14 protein-coding genes are annotated in these 17,505 nt (G+C 62.5%); 1 reads left to right on the top strand and 13 read right to left on the bottom strand.

All coding sequences use genetic code 11. From position 1 onward, the window contains the following. Positions 1 to 71 precede the first annotated feature (71 nt). The 13 genes from ACQKJZ_RS11800 to ACQKJZ_RS11740 form a co-directional block, all read right to left on the bottom strand. A complete protein-coding gene (locus ACQKJZ_RS11800; RefSeq protein ID WP_427731254.1) occupies positions 72 to 704 on the bottom strand; it encodes a HamA C-terminal domain-containing protein in 633 nt (210 codons plus the stop codon). 187 nt (positions 705 to 891) lie between these two features. Next, a complete protein-coding gene (locus tag ACQKJZ_RS11795; RefSeq protein WP_427731253.1) occupies positions 892 to 1,593 on the bottom strand; it encodes a DUF2971 domain-containing protein in 702 nt (233 codons plus the stop codon). 224 nt (positions 1,594 to 1,817) lie between these two features. Continuing rightward, complete coding sequence (locus ACQKJZ_RS11790; protein WP_427731252.1) at positions 1,818 to 2,558, bottom strand: ImmA/IrrE family metallo-endopeptidase; 741 nt, start codon at positions 2,556 to 2,558, stop codon at positions 1,818 to 1,820. Continuing rightward, positions 2,555 to 2,905 carry a hypothetical protein gene (locus ACQKJZ_RS11785; protein WP_427731251.1) on the bottom strand — a complete coding sequence of 117 codons (351 nt, stop codon included), beginning with the start codon at positions 2,903 to 2,905 and terminating at the stop codon, positions 2,555 to 2,557. Before ACQKJZ_RS11785 ends, ACQKJZ_RS11790 begins: the two co-directional genes overlap by 4 nt. Next, positions 2,902 to 3,531, bottom strand: a complete 630-nt coding sequence (locus tag ACQKJZ_RS11780) for a hypothetical protein (RefSeq protein ID WP_327556481.1) — start codon at positions 3,529 to 3,531, stop codon at positions 2,902 to 2,904. Before ACQKJZ_RS11780 ends, ACQKJZ_RS11785 begins: the two co-directional genes overlap by 4 nt. A gap of 148 nt (positions 3,532 to 3,679) precedes the next feature. After that, entirely contained in the window at positions 3,680 to 4,174 is a 495-nt protein-coding gene (locus ACQKJZ_RS11775) for a hypothetical protein (RefSeq protein WP_427731250.1), read from the bottom strand. Between the two features lie 104 nt (positions 4,175 to 4,278). Next, positions 4,279 to 4,914: a hypothetical protein gene (locus tag ACQKJZ_RS11770; protein ID WP_076715677.1), complete on the bottom strand. Its 636-nt coding sequence runs from the start codon at positions 4,912 to 4,914 to the stop codon at positions 4,279 to 4,281. Continuing rightward, a complete protein-coding gene (locus ACQKJZ_RS11765; RefSeq protein WP_427731249.1) occupies positions 4,914 to 5,450 on the bottom strand; it encodes a hypothetical protein in 537 nt (178 codons plus the stop codon). The genes ACQKJZ_RS11770 and ACQKJZ_RS11765 overlap by 1 nt, the downstream gene beginning before the upstream one ends. A 216-nt stretch (positions 5,451 to 5,666) precedes the next feature. Further along, positions 5,667 to 8,672, bottom strand: coding sequence for a MobA/MobL family protein (locus ACQKJZ_RS11760; protein ID WP_427731248.1), 3,006 nt, complete (start codon positions 8,670 to 8,672; stop codon positions 5,667 to 5,669). A gap of 272 nt (positions 8,673 to 8,944) precedes the next feature. After that, complete coding sequence (locus tag ACQKJZ_RS11755) at positions 8,945 to 9,382, bottom strand: hypothetical protein (protein ID WP_427731247.1); 438 nt, start codon at positions 9,380 to 9,382, stop codon at positions 8,945 to 8,947. Continuing rightward, positions 9,379 to 9,834 (bottom strand): hypothetical protein, encoded by a 456-nt coding sequence (locus tag ACQKJZ_RS11750; RefSeq protein WP_427731246.1) that lies wholly within the window; start codon positions 9,832 to 9,834, stop codon positions 9,379 to 9,381. Before ACQKJZ_RS11750 ends, ACQKJZ_RS11755 begins: the two co-directional genes overlap by 4 nt. A 12-nt stretch (positions 9,835 to 9,846) precedes the next feature. Next, positions 9,847 to 10,479, bottom strand: coding sequence for a hypothetical protein (locus tag ACQKJZ_RS11745; protein ID WP_427731245.1), 633 nt, complete (start codon positions 10,477 to 10,479; stop codon positions 9,847 to 9,849). Positions 10,480 to 10,618: 139 nt separating this feature from the next. Beyond that, complete coding sequence (locus ACQKJZ_RS11740) at positions 10,619 to 12,859, bottom strand: S8 family serine peptidase (RefSeq protein ID WP_427731244.1); 2,241 nt, start codon at positions 12,857 to 12,859, stop codon at positions 10,619 to 10,621. 417 nt (positions 12,860 to 13,276) lie between these two features. Here ACQKJZ_RS11740 and ACQKJZ_RS11735 point away from each other — a divergent pair. Then, a partial coding sequence (locus ACQKJZ_RS11735) for a DEAD/DEAH box helicase (protein ID WP_427731243.1) occupies positions 13,277 to 17,505 on the top strand: 4,229 nt, incomplete at its 3' end.

The following is a 17,505-nucleotide window of genomic DNA, read 5'->3' as shown; positions in this document are numbered from 1 at the left end:
TCAGCCAGAATAGGTCACTCATCAGCGGCTCCTTCGACGCCAATGAATCAACCCTGCCTTGACCTCGCAAGCTATTTAATAGGTCCTGAGCCTAGTGACTCTGCGATCGACTTGGCCGCCTCCGTGATCGCCTGGTCGAGGTTGCCGTAGAGCTTGGATTCGCCCCAATAGATGTACAGCCGCCCCGTGATCGAGCAGTACCGTACGTGCACTCCGTCAGCGCCGTGCACCGGCATCTCGGTGTTCGTCTTCAGCGACATTTTCGCGACGATCTGGGGCGCTTCGAGAAGCCACTCCGTCAGCAGATACAGGATCAGCTCACCGGCCTCACCGTTGCGGTTCGTCGCGACATGGGCCCGCTTGAAGAGATCGAAGGCCTCCTGACGAAGGACCTCGAACATCTCCGTGAAGTCCTCCGCCGAAATCTTTCCGTACTGCTCGTGGAGTTCCGAAACCTGCTGCCGGGGCAGGCAGAAGTTGACGATGTACGTCGAAACGGCGTCCACCAGTTCAGACACCATCGGCTTGCGCTGCCGAAATGCGGGATAGTGCAGGCGAAGCGTCAGCCCCTTGCACTCTGTCTCCACCGCATGATCGACCGCCTTGAGTCGCGTCGACAGCTTCGACAGATCGCGCCTCAGCGACGCCAGCGCATCCTCGAGCGGGCCAGCCGGTGCGCATGGAACGGCTGCGATATCGGTCAACGGAGCGCAGGCCTGCGGGGCACGATCGTCATGCTGTCTCCATGCTCACTTGTCGCCGGCGCTTGTAGATACTCGAAATAGTAATCAGTCATTACGCTCGGGCGTGGCATGCCGTCAATTTCACTAAATCTGGCAAGAGCGTCCTGTAATTGGGCATAGCAACGGCCATGCCCACGATGCCGACAAGCTAAGACTTGGGCCTCGAACGCAGGCGTATGTTGGAGGGTGACTTGAACGACATAGCATACTTGTCAATCTCCATTTTTGAGACGGGTACGCCAATCTCTCGACCGGTCGCCCGGACTAACGCTTCGTCCGCTTGGGTTACGCGAGATCCAAGGTAAATTCTTGTCACCGCCTTTTCCGCACCGTAGCTAGCCTCGCCCTGCTCTTTCATGAATATGCGCCATTCGCGCTCGCTCGCCCATCTGACCGTCTTGCTCGACAGACATAGGCGCGCGCGATCCACCGACTTGCTTCCATCGAGCAGTAGGACCGGTTCGATTTCGGAATACATCATTCGCGTGATGGCAATTTCGAGATCGAGCCCTTTGATCAGTCGATTCAGGCTATATTGCACGCACATGCCGGAGAATTGGTCGGCGTAGTGCGCCCACATCGGCTCATGATCGTGAACTTCAGACATCGACGCGATTCCCATCGTCTGGAGGGCCGTTTGGACGCGCTCGCGACTTTTCTCGCTACCACGGTTCTCAGCAAACCTGGACGATAGGCGGTGCAGCCCTTCCATCGGATCGTTCATGGCCGAATAGGCGGGGCAGTAGATGAAACTTTCCCGAAGAGCCCGAAGCTCGCGAACCGCCTTCGATCTGAGGGGGCGATATCGGTAGAGGCTTGACGGCTTCGCATAGATCTTGAGTTCAGCCACTTCAACACCACCCCATGAAGTCGACAATGCAAGCGCAAAAGCTGACGGTCAACTCATCCTCCTCCTCGCAAATGCAGGTTGCGCGCAGCGCGCACAATCGACTGCCCGAATGCAAATTAACGAAAGGACGTTTATGGCCATCAAGCGCCAAAAGTGACCGTTTCAGTTTCCACCATGAACCCAGGTCGGCTTTCCATCGATATCTTCTACAATTCACCCTCATACTATGCCACCACGATGAGATGCATTGCCGGACCGCGTGCTATCCGGTCGATGCCGTAAAGCGCTTGCGCGTCTTTAATGCCCTGCCCCAGGAACCATTGCTGCGCCGGTACGGCGAATGCGAAATTTGGATGAGGCAATCCGCAGCGATCGGCCGTCACGCTCATGTCTGAAACTGTCGACCGGACAAACCAGCGCGGGTTTAGGGCAGTTGACCGTCTGAACCATCTGCGCCCGTCCACTTCTTCGACGACAAGGGCGAAAGCCGCAGGATGAACGTCGGCCAGTCGTAAGGCGGCCGCGATCGTGCTGACGCCGAACTTGGCTGCAACTTGATAAACGAGATCAAATGACATCGGGACACCAGCAACCAATGGTTCCAGCATAAAGCGGGGCATTAGCAGGTCCGCAGCATACCCGTCCGCCTCGCGTTCGCAGCCCGCCGCTCCGTCTTGTTGGTCGGCGGCGCCATGGCAGATCAGCTGTTGGCCGCGATGATGGTGCCAATGACCGAGTTCATGCGCGACGGAGAAACGCTGCCGGACGCGGCTCGCCCGGCAGTCGACCGTGATGATTGCCCGCTCGCCCAAACCGACGATCCGCGCATCGCCAACGTCAAGGCGACGATAGCGCACCGCCGCGCCGACGGCACAGGCAATGACCTCGACATCGATCTCGCCTGGTTCGGTGATGCCGAGGTCATGCAGCAGACGTTCGGCAGGCGGTAGGACTTTTGCCGTCACGCAGGGCGGTCGCCTGCTTCGTGGTCAAGTTCGGCGAGATCATCGATCAGGTCGTCGATATCATGGTCGTCGTTGCCACGGGCAGCGAGCGTCATGCGCAAGTCGGCATCGCCCGACATGGCTTGCCGCAATTGCGCTCGCAGACGCGCCCGACCGATCGGGACGACCCGGGCATCGGTAGCGGCATCGAGTTTGGCGCGGATCGCGCGCAAGTTCGCCTTCTTTACCGCCAGCTGTGCCTGCGCGATCTCCGCCTGCAGGTCGGCCAGATCAGGTTCGACATCCTCACCGTCGAGGAAGTCGTCCAACAGTCGCAGCTGCATCAGTTCGTCCGCGTCGGTGGTCATGGTATGCTCCTGTCCTTGGCGGCGGCCGCCAGCTTGCGCTGCAATTGCTTGCGCAACGATGCGAGGCCCTTGGCGTCGAGCCCTAGCCGGTTCTGCAAGGCGATGCCCTTCTCGCCATCGAGCACCGCATCCAGTAAGGTGACCAACTGCGGGTCGTTCCCGATCGACTCCTGGATCGCAGCGAGGGTCCGCCGGTAATGCAGCGCATCATGCCCGACCTGCTCCGGGCTGGGCGCCAACGAGGCCATCGCCAGCGTATCGTCGCCGAGGTCGATTGGGACCGGGTGCAGGCCGTCGCGTTCGGCTTCGCGCTCCTGCGAGGTCAGGCTGCGCATAATCCCGATCAGGAAGTTCACGATGTCGTAGCCGCGCCGACATTGGCGACGACCATCGAGCGCCCGGACGAACGCCTCCTGCCGCAGGTCACCGGCAAGCATGTAGTGGCCCTGCACCAGATAGTGCGATCGCCGCAGCAGACGCTGATGGTCGGTTGTCGTCAGTGCCCCCAGCATCGCGTTGACCTCGGCAGTCGAATAGACATCGGCGGGCGGCTGAACCGGTGTTGCTGTCGGTGTGACGGCGGAGATGACGGCCTCCCTTACTCTATAAAGCGGACGGCTCGGCATTCTCGGACAGAAGCATGAAATTTTTATTGGCCGCTGTCCGAATTTGTGAGGTCGTCCGCTTTATAGGTAGAGAGGTTATGTCACCGGGGTGTTGAGCCGTCACGATCGGCAGACGCAATGATCGACCGACCGTGTCAGCCGGCTGGGATCAGGCCGCCAGCTGTCGGGTCCGGACGGCGGCGCGATCGGTGAAGATTGCGTCGCGAGCGACCAGCTTGGCGAGCCGCGCCTCGGCGCGGGCGATGCCGTCGTCGCGGTCGGCCGGCTGGTGGGCCAGTTGGATCAGCTCGCCCGGCGCCAGCCGGTACGCCTTGCGGATGCCGGGCTGAGGCAGGATGATCGCCCGTGATCCATTGCGGCTCAGATACAGGCGGCAGTCGGTCTGCAGGTGGCAGATGCCGTCGCGTACCGCGCACAGCGTGATGCCGGTCAACTGGTAGCCGTCTTCGCCATCGGCAAAATCCAGATATACCACATCGTTGCCGCTGCTGTGCGCGATGGCACCGATACGCAGTCGCCCCTCGGCTCCGCCCATTTCGCCGGCGAGGATCGCCGCGCCGGGCTTCATCGTGCGGCTGCCGACCAGCATCTGGGCGACTGCCTCAGTGTGGCGGCGGATGATCGCGGTCTTGTCTGTCGTCATTATCTTCTTCTCCATTTTCATCCCCGGATAGGGGACCGTCCTCCTTCCTTCGTGCCTTGCCCCCGGCAGGTGGGCGGGACCGCTGCGGATCCCGCCCGTCATTGTCAGCCGTCGCGGTAGCGCGGCACCCAGACGTCGTAAAAGGCTTCCCACTCATGCTGGAACCGCGTCTGCGCGGTTTTGGCGACAAGATCGGGGTGCACCTCGCCCCAGCCAGAAGAGCGATGGACGCGCGCCATGCAGACGACATGGGCGTGAGGCCGGCGAGCGGACAGTTCGTCACCTGGCATATGCACGACAGTCATGCTGCTCAGTCGGCGGTGCAGCGCGAGCTTTTCCAGTGTGTACTTGCCGACCAGCGACAGGATGTCGGCGGGTTGCCAGCTATGTGGGAACCGCATGGTGAGTACGACAGCCAGCAGCTTTTGGTGCGCTTTCGTTTTGGCGTCATACCCCTGGAAGATAGTTTCGAGCGCGCCAGGCTCGACCGCGACACCGGGCGCGGTGACGATGCGGTGCATCGTGCAGGTGATCGGCCACAGGCCATCTGCCAGCCAATCCGTATCAGCCGGCTTGCTAGGTTGCAGCTTGGCGCGGGCCAGATCGGCAACGCGGTTCTGCTTTCCCTTCGCACTCTTGCGCAGCAGGGCGTAGCCGAAATCCGGCGTCGAGCCGAGCGGATCGTCGTACACCATGTCGTCGGCGTCCGACGGGCTGATCCAGGGCAGAGGCTTGCTCATCAGCGATCCCCCCAGACAGCGCCAAGGAAAGCATCCGCTCGCGCCAGCCCAGGTTTTAGATCGCAGCCGCCATCAGCGGCGGACAGCCGGGCCGGCCTCATCGGGCGCAAACGACCAGGGGAAAGGCGGAAAATCGCGTCGCTCTCGTCCGGTTCTGCAGGATCGGGCACCAGCCACGCCTCGGAGGTACGCGATAGCCAAAGTCGGCGGACGTGATGCCAGACGGTGTCGTGGCGTTGCCACTCTCCGACCGCGCAATAGAGCGTGCGGCTGCCGATGCTCGACGCTTTCACCACCAGCGCATCGCACCGGGCAATGCGGGTGCCGCGCTCGACGGTGTCGAGATCCCCGCGTGACGGCTCGATCGACGGCACCAGCAGCAGTTCGGCGGCGGCGATGTGTAGGTAATTGCGAAAAGGCGCCGGGATGATCGGCACCGACCGATCGATCCGCCAACCGGCGCGCTCGGCGATGGCCAGCGCTCCGGACAGGGCGCGCGCCTGTGCGAGCTCGCGCTCTCGATTTACGATGTACATGGAAGACCTTGATTTTGCGCGGGAACGGCGGGCTGCTCGCCGGCCCCGCACCATCATTTCGCCTCTACGGCACAGCCGCAGGCCCCTTCCAAACCATCATCCCGGCCGGCCCGGCCGGTCTATCCTTCGCCTTCGCGATGAAGGCGACGCGCCTGGAGGGCGTAGCAGATTACCGAGCGTTCCCGCTTCACCGCAGCAGGTGATAGACCGGCGTGATCAGCGTTCGTGCGATCCCTTGGCCCTGATATCCGCAACCGTTGGTTCCGCTTTGCCTTTCGACTTCGCATCGTCAGTATGTGGCCCGAGCGTTTCGGCCAATCGACCAAGCTGACCGGATGCGCCACGGGGGGATTGCGGCTTTTCCTGATTTGGCGGCGATGCGTTCGGTATCTGCCGTTCAACGCCTTCAATCAGGTCGCGCCGACGGACCACACCTACAGGCGACGCAGGCGCAGCTCGCTCGCTGGCCCCTAAGGCCGCGACTTTCCCAAGGCGTCCGGTATCACGCAACGCAGGTACGGCCCGCAGCCCGATAGGCGGTTCCAGCGGCATCTTCACGACATGAGATATTGGTAGGATAGGCTTGCGCGGGCCTCCATGCCGCGGCGGCATAATGGATGGCAGATCGGATTGCCGCTGTTGTTGTTCAGCGTACCTTTCGGCCAGGCGCGCTTGCAATTCCGCGTGATAATCGGGATGCGTCAGCACCCTTTGATCCTCCGCGCTCAGTCCCGTCATGTCGACTTGGTATCGATCGCCAACGGCCGTGACGGCCGCGTTTTTCCGGCGCAAAATCTCCCATGCCTGTTCGCGAAGCAGGGCTTGTTGATGGCGGGCTGCTTTTCTCCGAGCTTCACGGTTCGCTTCTGCAATGGTCGGCTGAACGGCAGCGGCTTCAAGCTCTTTTCGATCTGGCTGATGCGTCACCGATGCCGATGAGGACGGTTCAGCCACTTCCCTTACAGGCGTGGTTTGCTGATCGCCCGTTTTCTTAGCCCCGTCAGTCTCCGAGACTATGGGTTCGATGCTGAAAGGAGCCAGCATCATGCGCGGATACTCGACCATCCCGGACGTCTCGTTCGACGCGCCAGCCAACGTTGCCGTCTTTCGCCGGGCGCGCTCGGCGAGCAGAATGCGTTGGATCGGGCGTTCCGCCGAAAATAGGCGCATTAGCGTGTCGATGGCGACCGGAACGCCTTGCCCGAGCCGCACCGAGTCATCCTCGATCACCAACAAGGTGGGGTCCGCCGCATGTTTGGCAAGCCAGGCGTGCAGCCGCTCGCGTTTGCGGTCATCGTAGCTCGACGGCATCGGTGTGGCGGGTTGCTTAACCCGGTCACGCGGATGGTATGTCATGGCGCGTCTGCGAGTCTGATCCTGGGACGCGGGCTGCGTCGCGGACTGCACGACATGCCACTCGGCCGCCACGCGGGCCTCCGCCTGGGCCAGCGCACGGCGTTCGGCGTCACGCTCCGCCAGAGAAGGGCTGTGCCGCTCGACCCAGGCGAGGTGCTCCAGCGCTGCGGCGCGCAGATGGTCGTCGCCGGCTTTCTTCTTCACTGGCCGGCCGGGTTGGGGCGTCAGGGTACGGATCACCGCATCGGCGCGGGATCGTGCCATCGCGACGACGACATCGGCCAGTTCCGCCTGCAACCGCCGCCGGATCAACCGGCGTTCAAGCCTCTCGCAGCGATCAAGGGCCGCCAACGCATCGCGATCATGTGCCAAGGCCGAACGGGAAAACGCGACTTCCTTCTCCAGCGCTGCTTCGGCGGCGATCGCCCGCGCTTCGCAGGCAGCAGCCTCGTCGGTGACGATCTTGCGGGCATTGCGCGATCCGATCTCGGTCACGATACCCCGGAGTTCGAGGCCGGTCGCGCGATTGCCCATATGCTCGAGCGGGGTCATGGCGATGCCGTAATCGGCATAGGTGCCGTGCAGGTACCGAACGATGTCGGGCCGGTCGCCAACCACCTGATTGACGACGCGGATGAAGCGCCGCCGCATCAGGCCCGCTACATTCGGCCGCCCACTGCCATCCGTACCGATGTCGGCACCATAGCGGACCTTGGACTGAGCAAAGGGGCGAACGTTCTTGCCGTCCCGGCGTTCGACATATTCGAAATCCCAACACCCATGCTCGTCCAGCCATCGGCAGGGCCGGTCATAGCCATCGACATGGATGTGGAAATTGCGGCGGTCGTTATGCCGGTCGGGCTGGTGGATCGCGCCGATCACCATCCACCCGTCATCGCCAAGTTCGCCGCAGAAGCGGGACAGGATCTCGTGCCGATCATGGACCGACAGCCCGTCGGGGAGTTCACCGACAAAGCGGTGCTGCACCCGTCCGGTGCGGCCCTGCTTCCATTGGAACAGGCCCTCGCCCGCCGGATGGGCGTCGAGCCAAGCAAGCCGGTCAAAGGCCTCCTCTTCGGTTACCTCCGCCACCGTGATTTCACGATCCTTGAACGGTTTGCCTAAATCCGCAGCCTTCTTTTTCAACGCGTCGCGTCCATCGCGGAGACGACGGCTCATCGCGCGCAACCAGTCGGGGGCGATCCCCATCCGCTCGAACATGGTGTAACCGTCAACCTGCGCCGTCGAGGCGGTCAGATAATGCGTGCGCGGCGACGATTCGTACCGTTCCGCCGCCTCGAAAAGGGTCCGCTGCCGCCCCCGGTCACCAGGAATATTGGTGAACGTGGCCAGCATATTGGCCTCGGCGCGCACTTCCTGCTCCTCGATCGCGTCGATCGCTAGAGCACCGATTGGATCCTGCAGTCCGGTTTCCCGGCGGATATAGTCGATATGCGCCGCGATCCCGATCGTAGCACCGCTGGTGACATAGTCGAAATGGTCGCCTGCCGTCATGGCCGCCGTCTTGTGACCCTGCCGGACATGGCCGTCCTTGCGGGTCGGCGCGAATATCCGGGTGATCGGCTTGACGTCGAAATGCGGTATGCGGAAACCGCCGGATTGGCGGTCGCTACCGGTCAGCGGACTGGCGGTGAAGAAGTCGACGACGCGCTGGTTCGTCGGCGCTTTGGCTCGCCGTTTCTTCCCCTTGCCGGTCTGCTCGGATACCCCCTGAACGCGGAAGCGGGCACGGGACAGCGTCGCACCGATCGCGTCGCGATCGTCCTGCTGCTGACGCCGCAGCAATGCCCGCACGTGATGGGCATAGACTGCGTGCTCGCCGCTATCTGTGCCGGGTGACGCCATGTGTCATATTGTCCCGGACCGGCCAGGATAGGGCAACCCCCTCGACGAACACGTCGCCTCCGCCTTCCGGAAGCCGACAGGCTGGAGGACACCGCCCGCCGCCGATGGTCACGGCGGCGGGCGGCGCACGGCAGATTGGCCCGCCAATCTGCGTTGTTGCGCCTCCAGCTTTCTCTCTTGCACTTCTCCTACCCTTGCCCGGGCTCTTTCTCCGCTTTCCTGCCCCTCCGGCTGCATAGCCGCCGGCCGATCGTCGCCGCCGTGCGGCCGGGCTACGACCCGCAGATCATCGACCCGCGCAGCCGGATCGTGACGTCGCGGCGGGTGACGATCAGCCCCGCGTCGGTCGTGACCGTTTCGTAGCCCATGGACCTGATGCGGGCGGTATCGACGACCCGGATGGTCAGGTCGCCGGACCGCCAGGCGTCATGGGTGAACGGGAACAAGTGCTTTGCATCGCGTCGCGCTTTGAGGATGACGATGCGACCGCCAACCTTGGTCATCGCCTTGTCCCCAGCAGCGACGAAGTGGATCGGTCCGCCCCGGCGGGGCGACCAGTAGCAGCCGGTACCGTCAAGGCCAGCCGCCCGCCAATCCGCCCTCGTCGTTGCCTCCAGCACCGCAGGGCGAGGTGCCGCATCCACTGTGGCGATGGACGTCAGCACCGGCACCAGCGCCGCGACGATCCGAAGCGTCAGCGGCCCCCTCATGCATCGAGCTCGATGACGCTGCGCTCGCCCAAGATCCGGTGCGAGCGGGCGACCTGCGCGCCCAGCGCCCGCTGCACCAGCCAGAAGAACCCGGCGGTTGCTGCCTGCGGCCATTCCCCCGCCAGCCAACGGTCGATACGGAACCCGGCAGCAACGAGACCGAGGACGAAAGCGATGCCGGCCCACCACATCGCCAGCCGCGCGGCGAGATAGACGCCGTCGACGATCCAGAGCCGGAAGCGCGACGTCGCCGGATGCCAGATCGCCCAGCCGAACAAGGTCAGCGGCGCAGCCACGGCAGCGCCATAGGCCATCGCAGGGTCGAGGTTCGCCGCAACCAGACGATAGGCGAGGAACCCGACCGCGCCCAACAGCAGCGCTGCGCCCGCCGCGCGGAAGAACCCGATCCGCCCGAGCACATCGCCCAGGATCATGCCGATGAGGTAGGGCATATACCGCTCCTGTCAGAAGGATTTGCCGACCGTGCCGAGCCGGGCGCTTACCGCCCGGTCGACCAGTGCGCGCGCCTCGCGGTCTGCAGCGCTACCGGGCAGCAGCATCAGGTGCATGCCGGTCGAGTCGACTTCGAGCGACATGGTCGCGCCGTCCTTGCCTTGCGGAGCGATCAGAACCCCTTGGCGTGGGCCATAGATCGACGGGCCATAGCGGGCGATGACCTCGGCACGGATCTGGGCATAGCTGCGACCAGCTTCCGGCGCACGGTACCCCACCACGCCGACCCGCCCACCGTCTGGCGTGGGGACGATATTGACCCGGACAGTCTCTTCGCCCTTAACCCCGTTGCAATTGTAAACGCCGGAACGGGCGGACGTCGGCGGTATTTGATTGCGCCGTCTGGCGACCGCTTCCTCCACGACTTCTGCCCAGCTGTTGCCGGGATCAGCAGTCACCGTCCAACCGGTCCTTCGCAAAATCGCCACCGCGTCGGCCGCCTTCATGCCGGGACGGATGCCGGCAATGTCGAGCAGTTTGGTCGGTTTGGGTGCCGTCTTCACCGACTGTGCTTCGCATGGTGCGCTGGCCGCGCCGCTTACCGCCAGCAGCAGCATGGCGGGGATCGTCGTTGTCTTGATCATCTTGCGTCTTCCTGTTTCGCGGACACGCGACATCGTTCGCCGGGGAGCCATCCCGGCGTCGCAGTCCTGACTGTCATGGGTGTTCCCGCTAGCTGGCGGCGTCAGCCCGGAGGCGGTGCGCGGGCGGCGAGGTGACGGGTCACCGCAACACCAGCGTGACGAAGCCCGCGATGTCGGTCGCACCCGCGACATGGCCCGAATCGAAGGCTTGGGCGATGCCGAAGCGTAGCGACGACATCGGCGACAGTGCCGCCGACCAGCCCAGTTCGACATCAAGTTCACGTGCTTTCGGGACCAGATCGACCACCGCCATCCGCGTTGCCAGTGCCCCCGACATCAGGTCGTAGGTGACTGGCAGAAGCATGGTCGCCCGCGCACGCTCGACGCGGAGCGGCGAGGACAGGCCAAGCGTCGCGACGCCGCCAAGCAGGCCGCGTGCACCCTCGACCGCGTAAGCGGTGCCGAGCACCGGCTGGTCGAAGCGCATCAGTTCGGACCCACCGCGAACGCGGGTATTGGCAGCCGTCGCTCGTGCAGACAGTGCCACCCCGGCAACGGTCCGCCGCATCGTCAGCGTCGCCATCGTGGTGGAGGCTCCCTCCAGCCCGAGATCCGCCCCACCGCTCAGGCCCAGCACGCGGCCACGCTCGGCGAGGTCCGTCAACTCCAGACCAATTCCAAACGGCGTCGTCACCGCGACGATGCGTTGCCCGGCACGACGATCACGCGACATGCCGGCAGCGAACGATGCCGACCAGCCCGAGCCGGTCCAGCTCGACGACATACCGACCGGTGTCGCGCCGATCCCGCGCAACGGCGATCCGGCAAGGCCGCCGCCTTGGCCGACGGCAATGTTCGCGCCGAACGTCACCATTTGACCGCGCGCCGGAGAGAAGGACACAACCGCAGGGCGGCTTGAACGCGCGCCTTGCCAATAGCCTGTCGTCGTAGCGGATGAAGCAAAGCCGAAGCGCGCATCGCTGGCGCTAACCACCATCCATGGCGGATCGATCGGTGTTAGCATCGCGCCGGCCAGCAACCCTGATCCCCGCGACGAAATTCTCGCATCCCCGGTCATTCGGAAGTCGCGGCCATAGCGGTCGACTACGGTGATGCCGCCTATCTTGTCGGCGACGGTGGCAGCCCCACCAAAGGGGACCGACATGGTCAGCGAAGAGAAGCGCGCCAGTACGGTCTGTGCTGCGACGAAAGAGCTGGCCGGTGCCTGTGCCTGCATCGCCTTCTCGATATTGAGCAGGCCAGCGCCGAACTTCTCGTCCACACCTGCCGCACCAAGGTCGGTAGCGGTGTCGAGCAGAATGCGGCTGATTGCTTTACCGCCGAGCTGCGGCCAGTGCTGCTTGAGCAGCGCCGCCGCACCGGCGATCGCGGGTGCGGCGTAGCTGTTGCCGGTGACAGTGACGGCTTCACCGTCCTTACCCACGGCGGCCACATCAGCCGCGACCACGGCAAGCATGCGGTCGGCGAGCAGACCCGGGGTGCCATTGCCGGACGGAGGCTGCAGGTTCTTGTCGACGCGAATGCCGAACAGGAACCAGTCCTTGTTGGCGAGATCATTGCCGATCATGCTTTCGGTGACCTGCCCGCTAAAACTGTTTTCGTCGACGGAGTTGGAGACGGACTGAACCAGCAGCCTGTTCTGCGCCCGCACCAGATCCATCGCCGCTCGTTGCTCGACGGCGATCTGGCCGCCCGCAAAGCCGTTCAGGCTTATGCTGATGACGAACGCGCCCTTTCCGACCGCGTAGGTGATCGCAGGCGCGATAAGCGCCGCGTTCGGACCACCGCCTTCGGGCACTGGTCCCGACGTCTCTGTCACATTCGACATGTCCGGCCCGGCGATCTTTAGTGCCAGCAGCGTCGCATCGGGCGCCACGCCCTGCATACCCCGGCTATCGCGGGCGGCGAGCGCGATGGCCGCAGTCTGCGAGCCATGACCGTTATTGTCCTTCAGATCGAATCGCACTGTCTCCGCCGGACAGGTTCGGCAGCGGGCAATCTTCTGATCGAAGCTCGTGCTGTCCGGCGAAATCCGACCGGCGAACTCGGTCCCGTTCGTATCGATGCCGGTATCGACGATGGCGATCGTCACGCCCTTGCCAGTGATGCCTTTGTCATACGCATAAGCCGCCTTCATCGCCGCGACGCCAGCCGAAGCCTTGTACTCCGCACTGTCCGCTGCCGTCGGCGGTGGAGTTGGTGTCGGTGCTGGAGTTGGGGTCCCCGTCGGCGGCGCGTTGCTACCGGACGAATTGACGCCACCGCCGCCGCACGCAGCCAGCAACATCGTCGCGGTCACCACCGCCGTATTTCTGATAGTTACCAGCCGTCTGACACGGCCCTTTTTGAACGCACCCACGACCGAACCCCCGTTCGCGTCGGTGCCGTCAAGCCCTTCCAGCCGACGGCACCGCCCCAGATTGACGAGGCGATGCCGACCCGAAAGCCGGAAGTTGAGAACCCGCTGTTAGACGAGCGCGCACGCCTTTAGGCGCCCGGAAGCACCCTGGACATCCGCGTACGCCTCCCGGCCGAAACTGGTTCGGGCCGGGTGCACGGCTACTAACAGCAAGGTTCTCACGCCTCGGTCCGCCTGCTGGCGAACAGGCCGACTCTACGCCGGACGGGTTAACAATCTCAAGCGACGATCGAGCGTCTCATCGCAATGATCCTCGCAGACCCCCACCCTCGCCGGCTTATCGTAGCGCAAGCGGTCGCTGACTTCTGCAACCGTCGCCGCTATGACAATGGAGTTGGGTTTGACGGGGAAGTGTGCGTGGCTAGTGCAATTCGTGATTTGCTCGAACGTTATCGGGCCGGAGCCAAGACCCAGCGCGAAAAAGGAACCTATTTCGAGCGGCTGTGCATCGAGTTTCTCAAGCATGATCCCGAGCTGGCCCAGCAGTATGAAGATGCCTGGACCTTCCGCGACTGGGCGGAGGCAAGTGGATGGAAGCAGACCGATACGGGCATCGATCTGGTTGCGAAGCTACGCAACGAGGACGCATTCTGCGCCGTACAATGCAAGTTCTACCAAGCCGACCATCGCGTTCAGAAGTCGGATATCGATTCGTTCTTCACCGCCAGCGGCAAGGCTCCTTTCACCCGCCGCCTGATCATCGACACCACTGAAGCGGCGTGGAGCAAGAACGCCGAAGATGCGCTCGATGGCCAGAGCATCTCGACCACCCGTATCAGCATGGACCGACTGGAGCTGAGCCCGATCGACTGGCAGGCATATCTTGCCGATGATCGGATCGTTCTTGCTCCGAAGAAGGAGGTCCGCCCCCATCAGCGTGACGCCCTTGATGCGGTACGCCACGGGCTTGCGTCGGCGGATCGCGGCAAGCTCATCATGGCGTGCGGCACCGGCAAAACCTTCACCGGCCTCAAGATCGCGGAAGACCTCGCCGGCCCCGGTAAATTTGTCCTGTTCCTCGTACCCTCGCTAGCGCTGATGAGCCAGACAGTGCGCGAGTGGTCGCTCGACACCACCACGCCGTTGCGCGCTTTCGCGGTCTGCTCCGACGCACAAGTTGGCAAGCGGAACCGGGGAAGCGACGACATTGGCGATATCGATGTCCACGACCTAGCGCATCCGGCCACGACCGATTCTGCCAAGCTGGCGGCCAAGGCAAAGGCCCCTACCCCGGATGAGATGACCGTGGTGTTCTCGACGTACCAATCAATCCAGGTCATTTCGAACGCCCAGAAGCAGCACGGCTTTCCTGAATTCGACCTGATCATCTGCGACGAGGCTCATCGCACCACCGGTGCGACCCTGGATGGCGACGATGAGAGCAATTTTGTCCGCATCCACAATCAGGACTTCATTGCCGGTCGGAAGCGCCTCTACATGACCGCCACGCCGCGTATCTTCGGCGACGCGGTGCGATCAAAGGCGAAGGAAGTCTCCGCCGAACTCTGCTCGATGGACGATCCCGCACTGTATGGCGAGACGCTGTTCCAGCGCGGCTTCGGCTGGGCGGTTCAGAACGACTTGCTCACCGACTACAAGGTGATCGTGCTCGCGGTCGACGAGGCGATGGTCAGCACCAGCATCCAAAACCGCCTCAAGGACGCAGACAACGAACTCAAACTCGACGACGCGACCAAGATCGTCGGCTGCTACAAGGCGCTGACCAAGGCGGACCTTGCCGGGGACGTCGCGAACGATACAAGCCATATGCGTCGAGCGTTGGCCTTCTGCCGCGACATCGCGTCCTCCAAGCTGGTGCGCGACGAATTCGCCGCTGTGGTGAACGAATACCTTGCCTCCATCTCGAGCGATGACGATGAGGCCCTTCGGTGTGAGGTTCATCATGTCGACGGCACCTTCAATGCCAAGACGCGCACTCGCGAACTCGAATGGCTGAAGGCTGAGCACGAAGATCACAGCTGCCGTATCCTGTCGAACGCCCGATGCCTGAGCGAGGGCGTCGACGTCCCCGCCCTCGACTCGATCATGTTTCTTCACCCTCGCAAGTCGCAGATCGATGTCGTCCAGTCGGTCGGTCGGGTTATGCGCCGCGCGCCCGGCAAGAAGATGGGCTATGTCATCCTGCCAGTTGGCATCCCTGCCGGCGTCGCGCCGGAGGAAGCGCTCAACAACAACGAGAAGTATAAAGTCGTCTGGCAGATCCTGAACGCGCTGCGAGCGCATGACGAGCGGTTCGATGCAACCATCAACAAGATGGATCTTGGCGTCGATGTCAGCGACCAGATCGAAGTTATTGCGGTATCGAACAAGCTTCCGACCAAGTCGGCCAAGGGTGCAAAGGCGCTCGGACTCGGCGATGGTGGCCGGTCAACCGTCGATGACGATCGCGATGGCAGCAGTGCGCCCGCCGATGGCAAGGGCGATCAGCTTTCCTTCACGCTAGACGAATTCACCTCGGCGATCCGCGCCAAGATCGTGAAGAAGTGCGGCAGGCGGGACTATTGGGAAGATTGGGCAGGCGACATCGCCAAGATTGCTCAAACCCATATCACCCGCATCACGGCCATCGTTCAGCAACAGGGATCGTCAGGGCGTGCTGCATTCGAACGCTTCCTTGCCGAGATCAGGGACGATCTGAACGAAGGCATCAGCGAGGCGGACGCTATCGAGATGCTTGCACAGCATCTCATTACTCGGCCCGTGTTCGAGGCGCTGTTTGAGGGCTATAGCTTCACCAAGAATAATCCTGTCTCTATGGCGATGGAGGAAGTACTCACCGCCCTTCACGAGCAGAATCTTGGCAAGGAAGCCATGGCGCTGGAGCGCTTCTACGCCAGCGTCCGAATGCGCGCGACGGGGATCGACAACGCCACTGGAAAACAGAAGATCGTCGTCGAGCTATATGACAAGTTCTTCCGCAACGCCTTCCCGCGGATGACCGAACGGCTGGGTATCGTCTATACGCCGGTTGAGGTGGTGGATTTCATCATCCACTCGGTAAACGATGTGCTTCAATCCGAGTTCGGTCAAACGCTCGGCAGTCCGGGCGTCCACATCGTCGACCCCTTTACCGGAACGGGCACCTTCATCACCCGCCTGCTTCAGTCCGGACTGATCGCACCGGAGGAACTGGCGCACAAATACGCGCACGAAATCCACGCGAACGAGATCGTATTGCTGGCCTATTACATCGCCGCGATCAACATCGAGGCGGTCTACCATACGATGTCGGGCGGCGATTACCGACCGTTCGAGGGCATTTGCCTGACGGACACGTTCCAGCTCTACGAGCAGGAACGCGATCTGATCAGCGACCTGATGGCGGACAATAGCAATCGCCGCACCCGCCAGAAGGCGCTCGATATCCGCGTCATCATGGGCAACCCGCCCTATTCGGTCGGCCAAGGCAGCGCGAACGACAATGCCGCAAACCTGTCCTATCCACGACTGGATAGCCGCATTCGCGAAACCTATGCAGCGGCGTCGAAGGCAACCAATAAGAACGCATTGTACGACAGCTACATCCGCGCCATCCGTTGGGCGAGCGACCGCATCGGCGATGCCGGCGTCGTCGCCTATGTATCGAATGCGGGCTGGCTGGATGCAAACACGGCCGATGGTCTCCGCCAGTGCTTGGCAGACGAATTCGCCAGCATCTATGTCTTCCACCTGCGTGGTAATCAGCGTACTTCAGGCGAGCGGTCCCGCCGCGAGGGCGGCAAGATCTTCGGGTCCGGCAGCCGCACCCCCGTTGCGATCACCCTGCTGGTGAAGAACCCGAACGCGGTCGAACAAGGTCGCATCCACTTTCACGACATCGGCGATTATCTCACCCGAGAGGAGAAGCTGGCGACTGTTTCCCGTTTTCGTAGCGTTGGTGGAATTGGGAAGGCAGATGGTTGGACGTCGATCACACCCGATAGGCATGGAGACTGGTTGAGCCAGCGCAACACTGATTTCGACATTTTCATGCCCCTCGGCGACAAAGGCACTAAGGACAGTGCAACGCTTTTTGAGAACTACTCTAGCGGCTTAAAAAGCCAGAGAGACGTTTGGTGCTTCAACGCTAGCCGCGAAGCAGTCGCACAAAATATGCGAGCGATGATCGGCTTCTACAATGAGGAATTGGATCGCTTTAACTCGTCAAACCCGGGATCCGATCGCAAAGCACGAGACGCTGCGGTCGACAAGTTCATCGACACAAATCCAATGAAGATTAGCTGGTCTGCGGCATTGAAAGTTGATTTCTCAAAGAATAATCGACTGGATTTCGATGATACCGCTTTGACCCAAAGCCTTTATCGACCATTCACTCTGCAATGGCTCTATTATAGCAGGAGCGTTAACGAAAGGGTATACCAGATGCCGCGCATCTTCCCCTTGACCGTGGCCAAGGACGAAAATCGCGTCATTATGGTCAAGCAGCGCCAGCACGAGGGCAGCCAGTTTGCTTTGATGACCGATCATATTCCGGAGTTGCAGACTGACGGCGGCACGCAATGCTTCCCGGAATACATATATGAACCGGACGCAGGTGTGACGGCGAAGGCGAGCGAGCGAGCGAG

Origin of the sequence: Sphingomonas sp. NPDC019816 (assembly GCF_050274375.1) — a bacterium.
Taxonomy (GTDB): Bacteria; Pseudomonadota; Alphaproteobacteria; order Sphingomonadales; family Sphingomonadaceae; genus Sphingomonas.
This window is presented reverse-complemented; position numbering and strand designations above follow the sequence as displayed.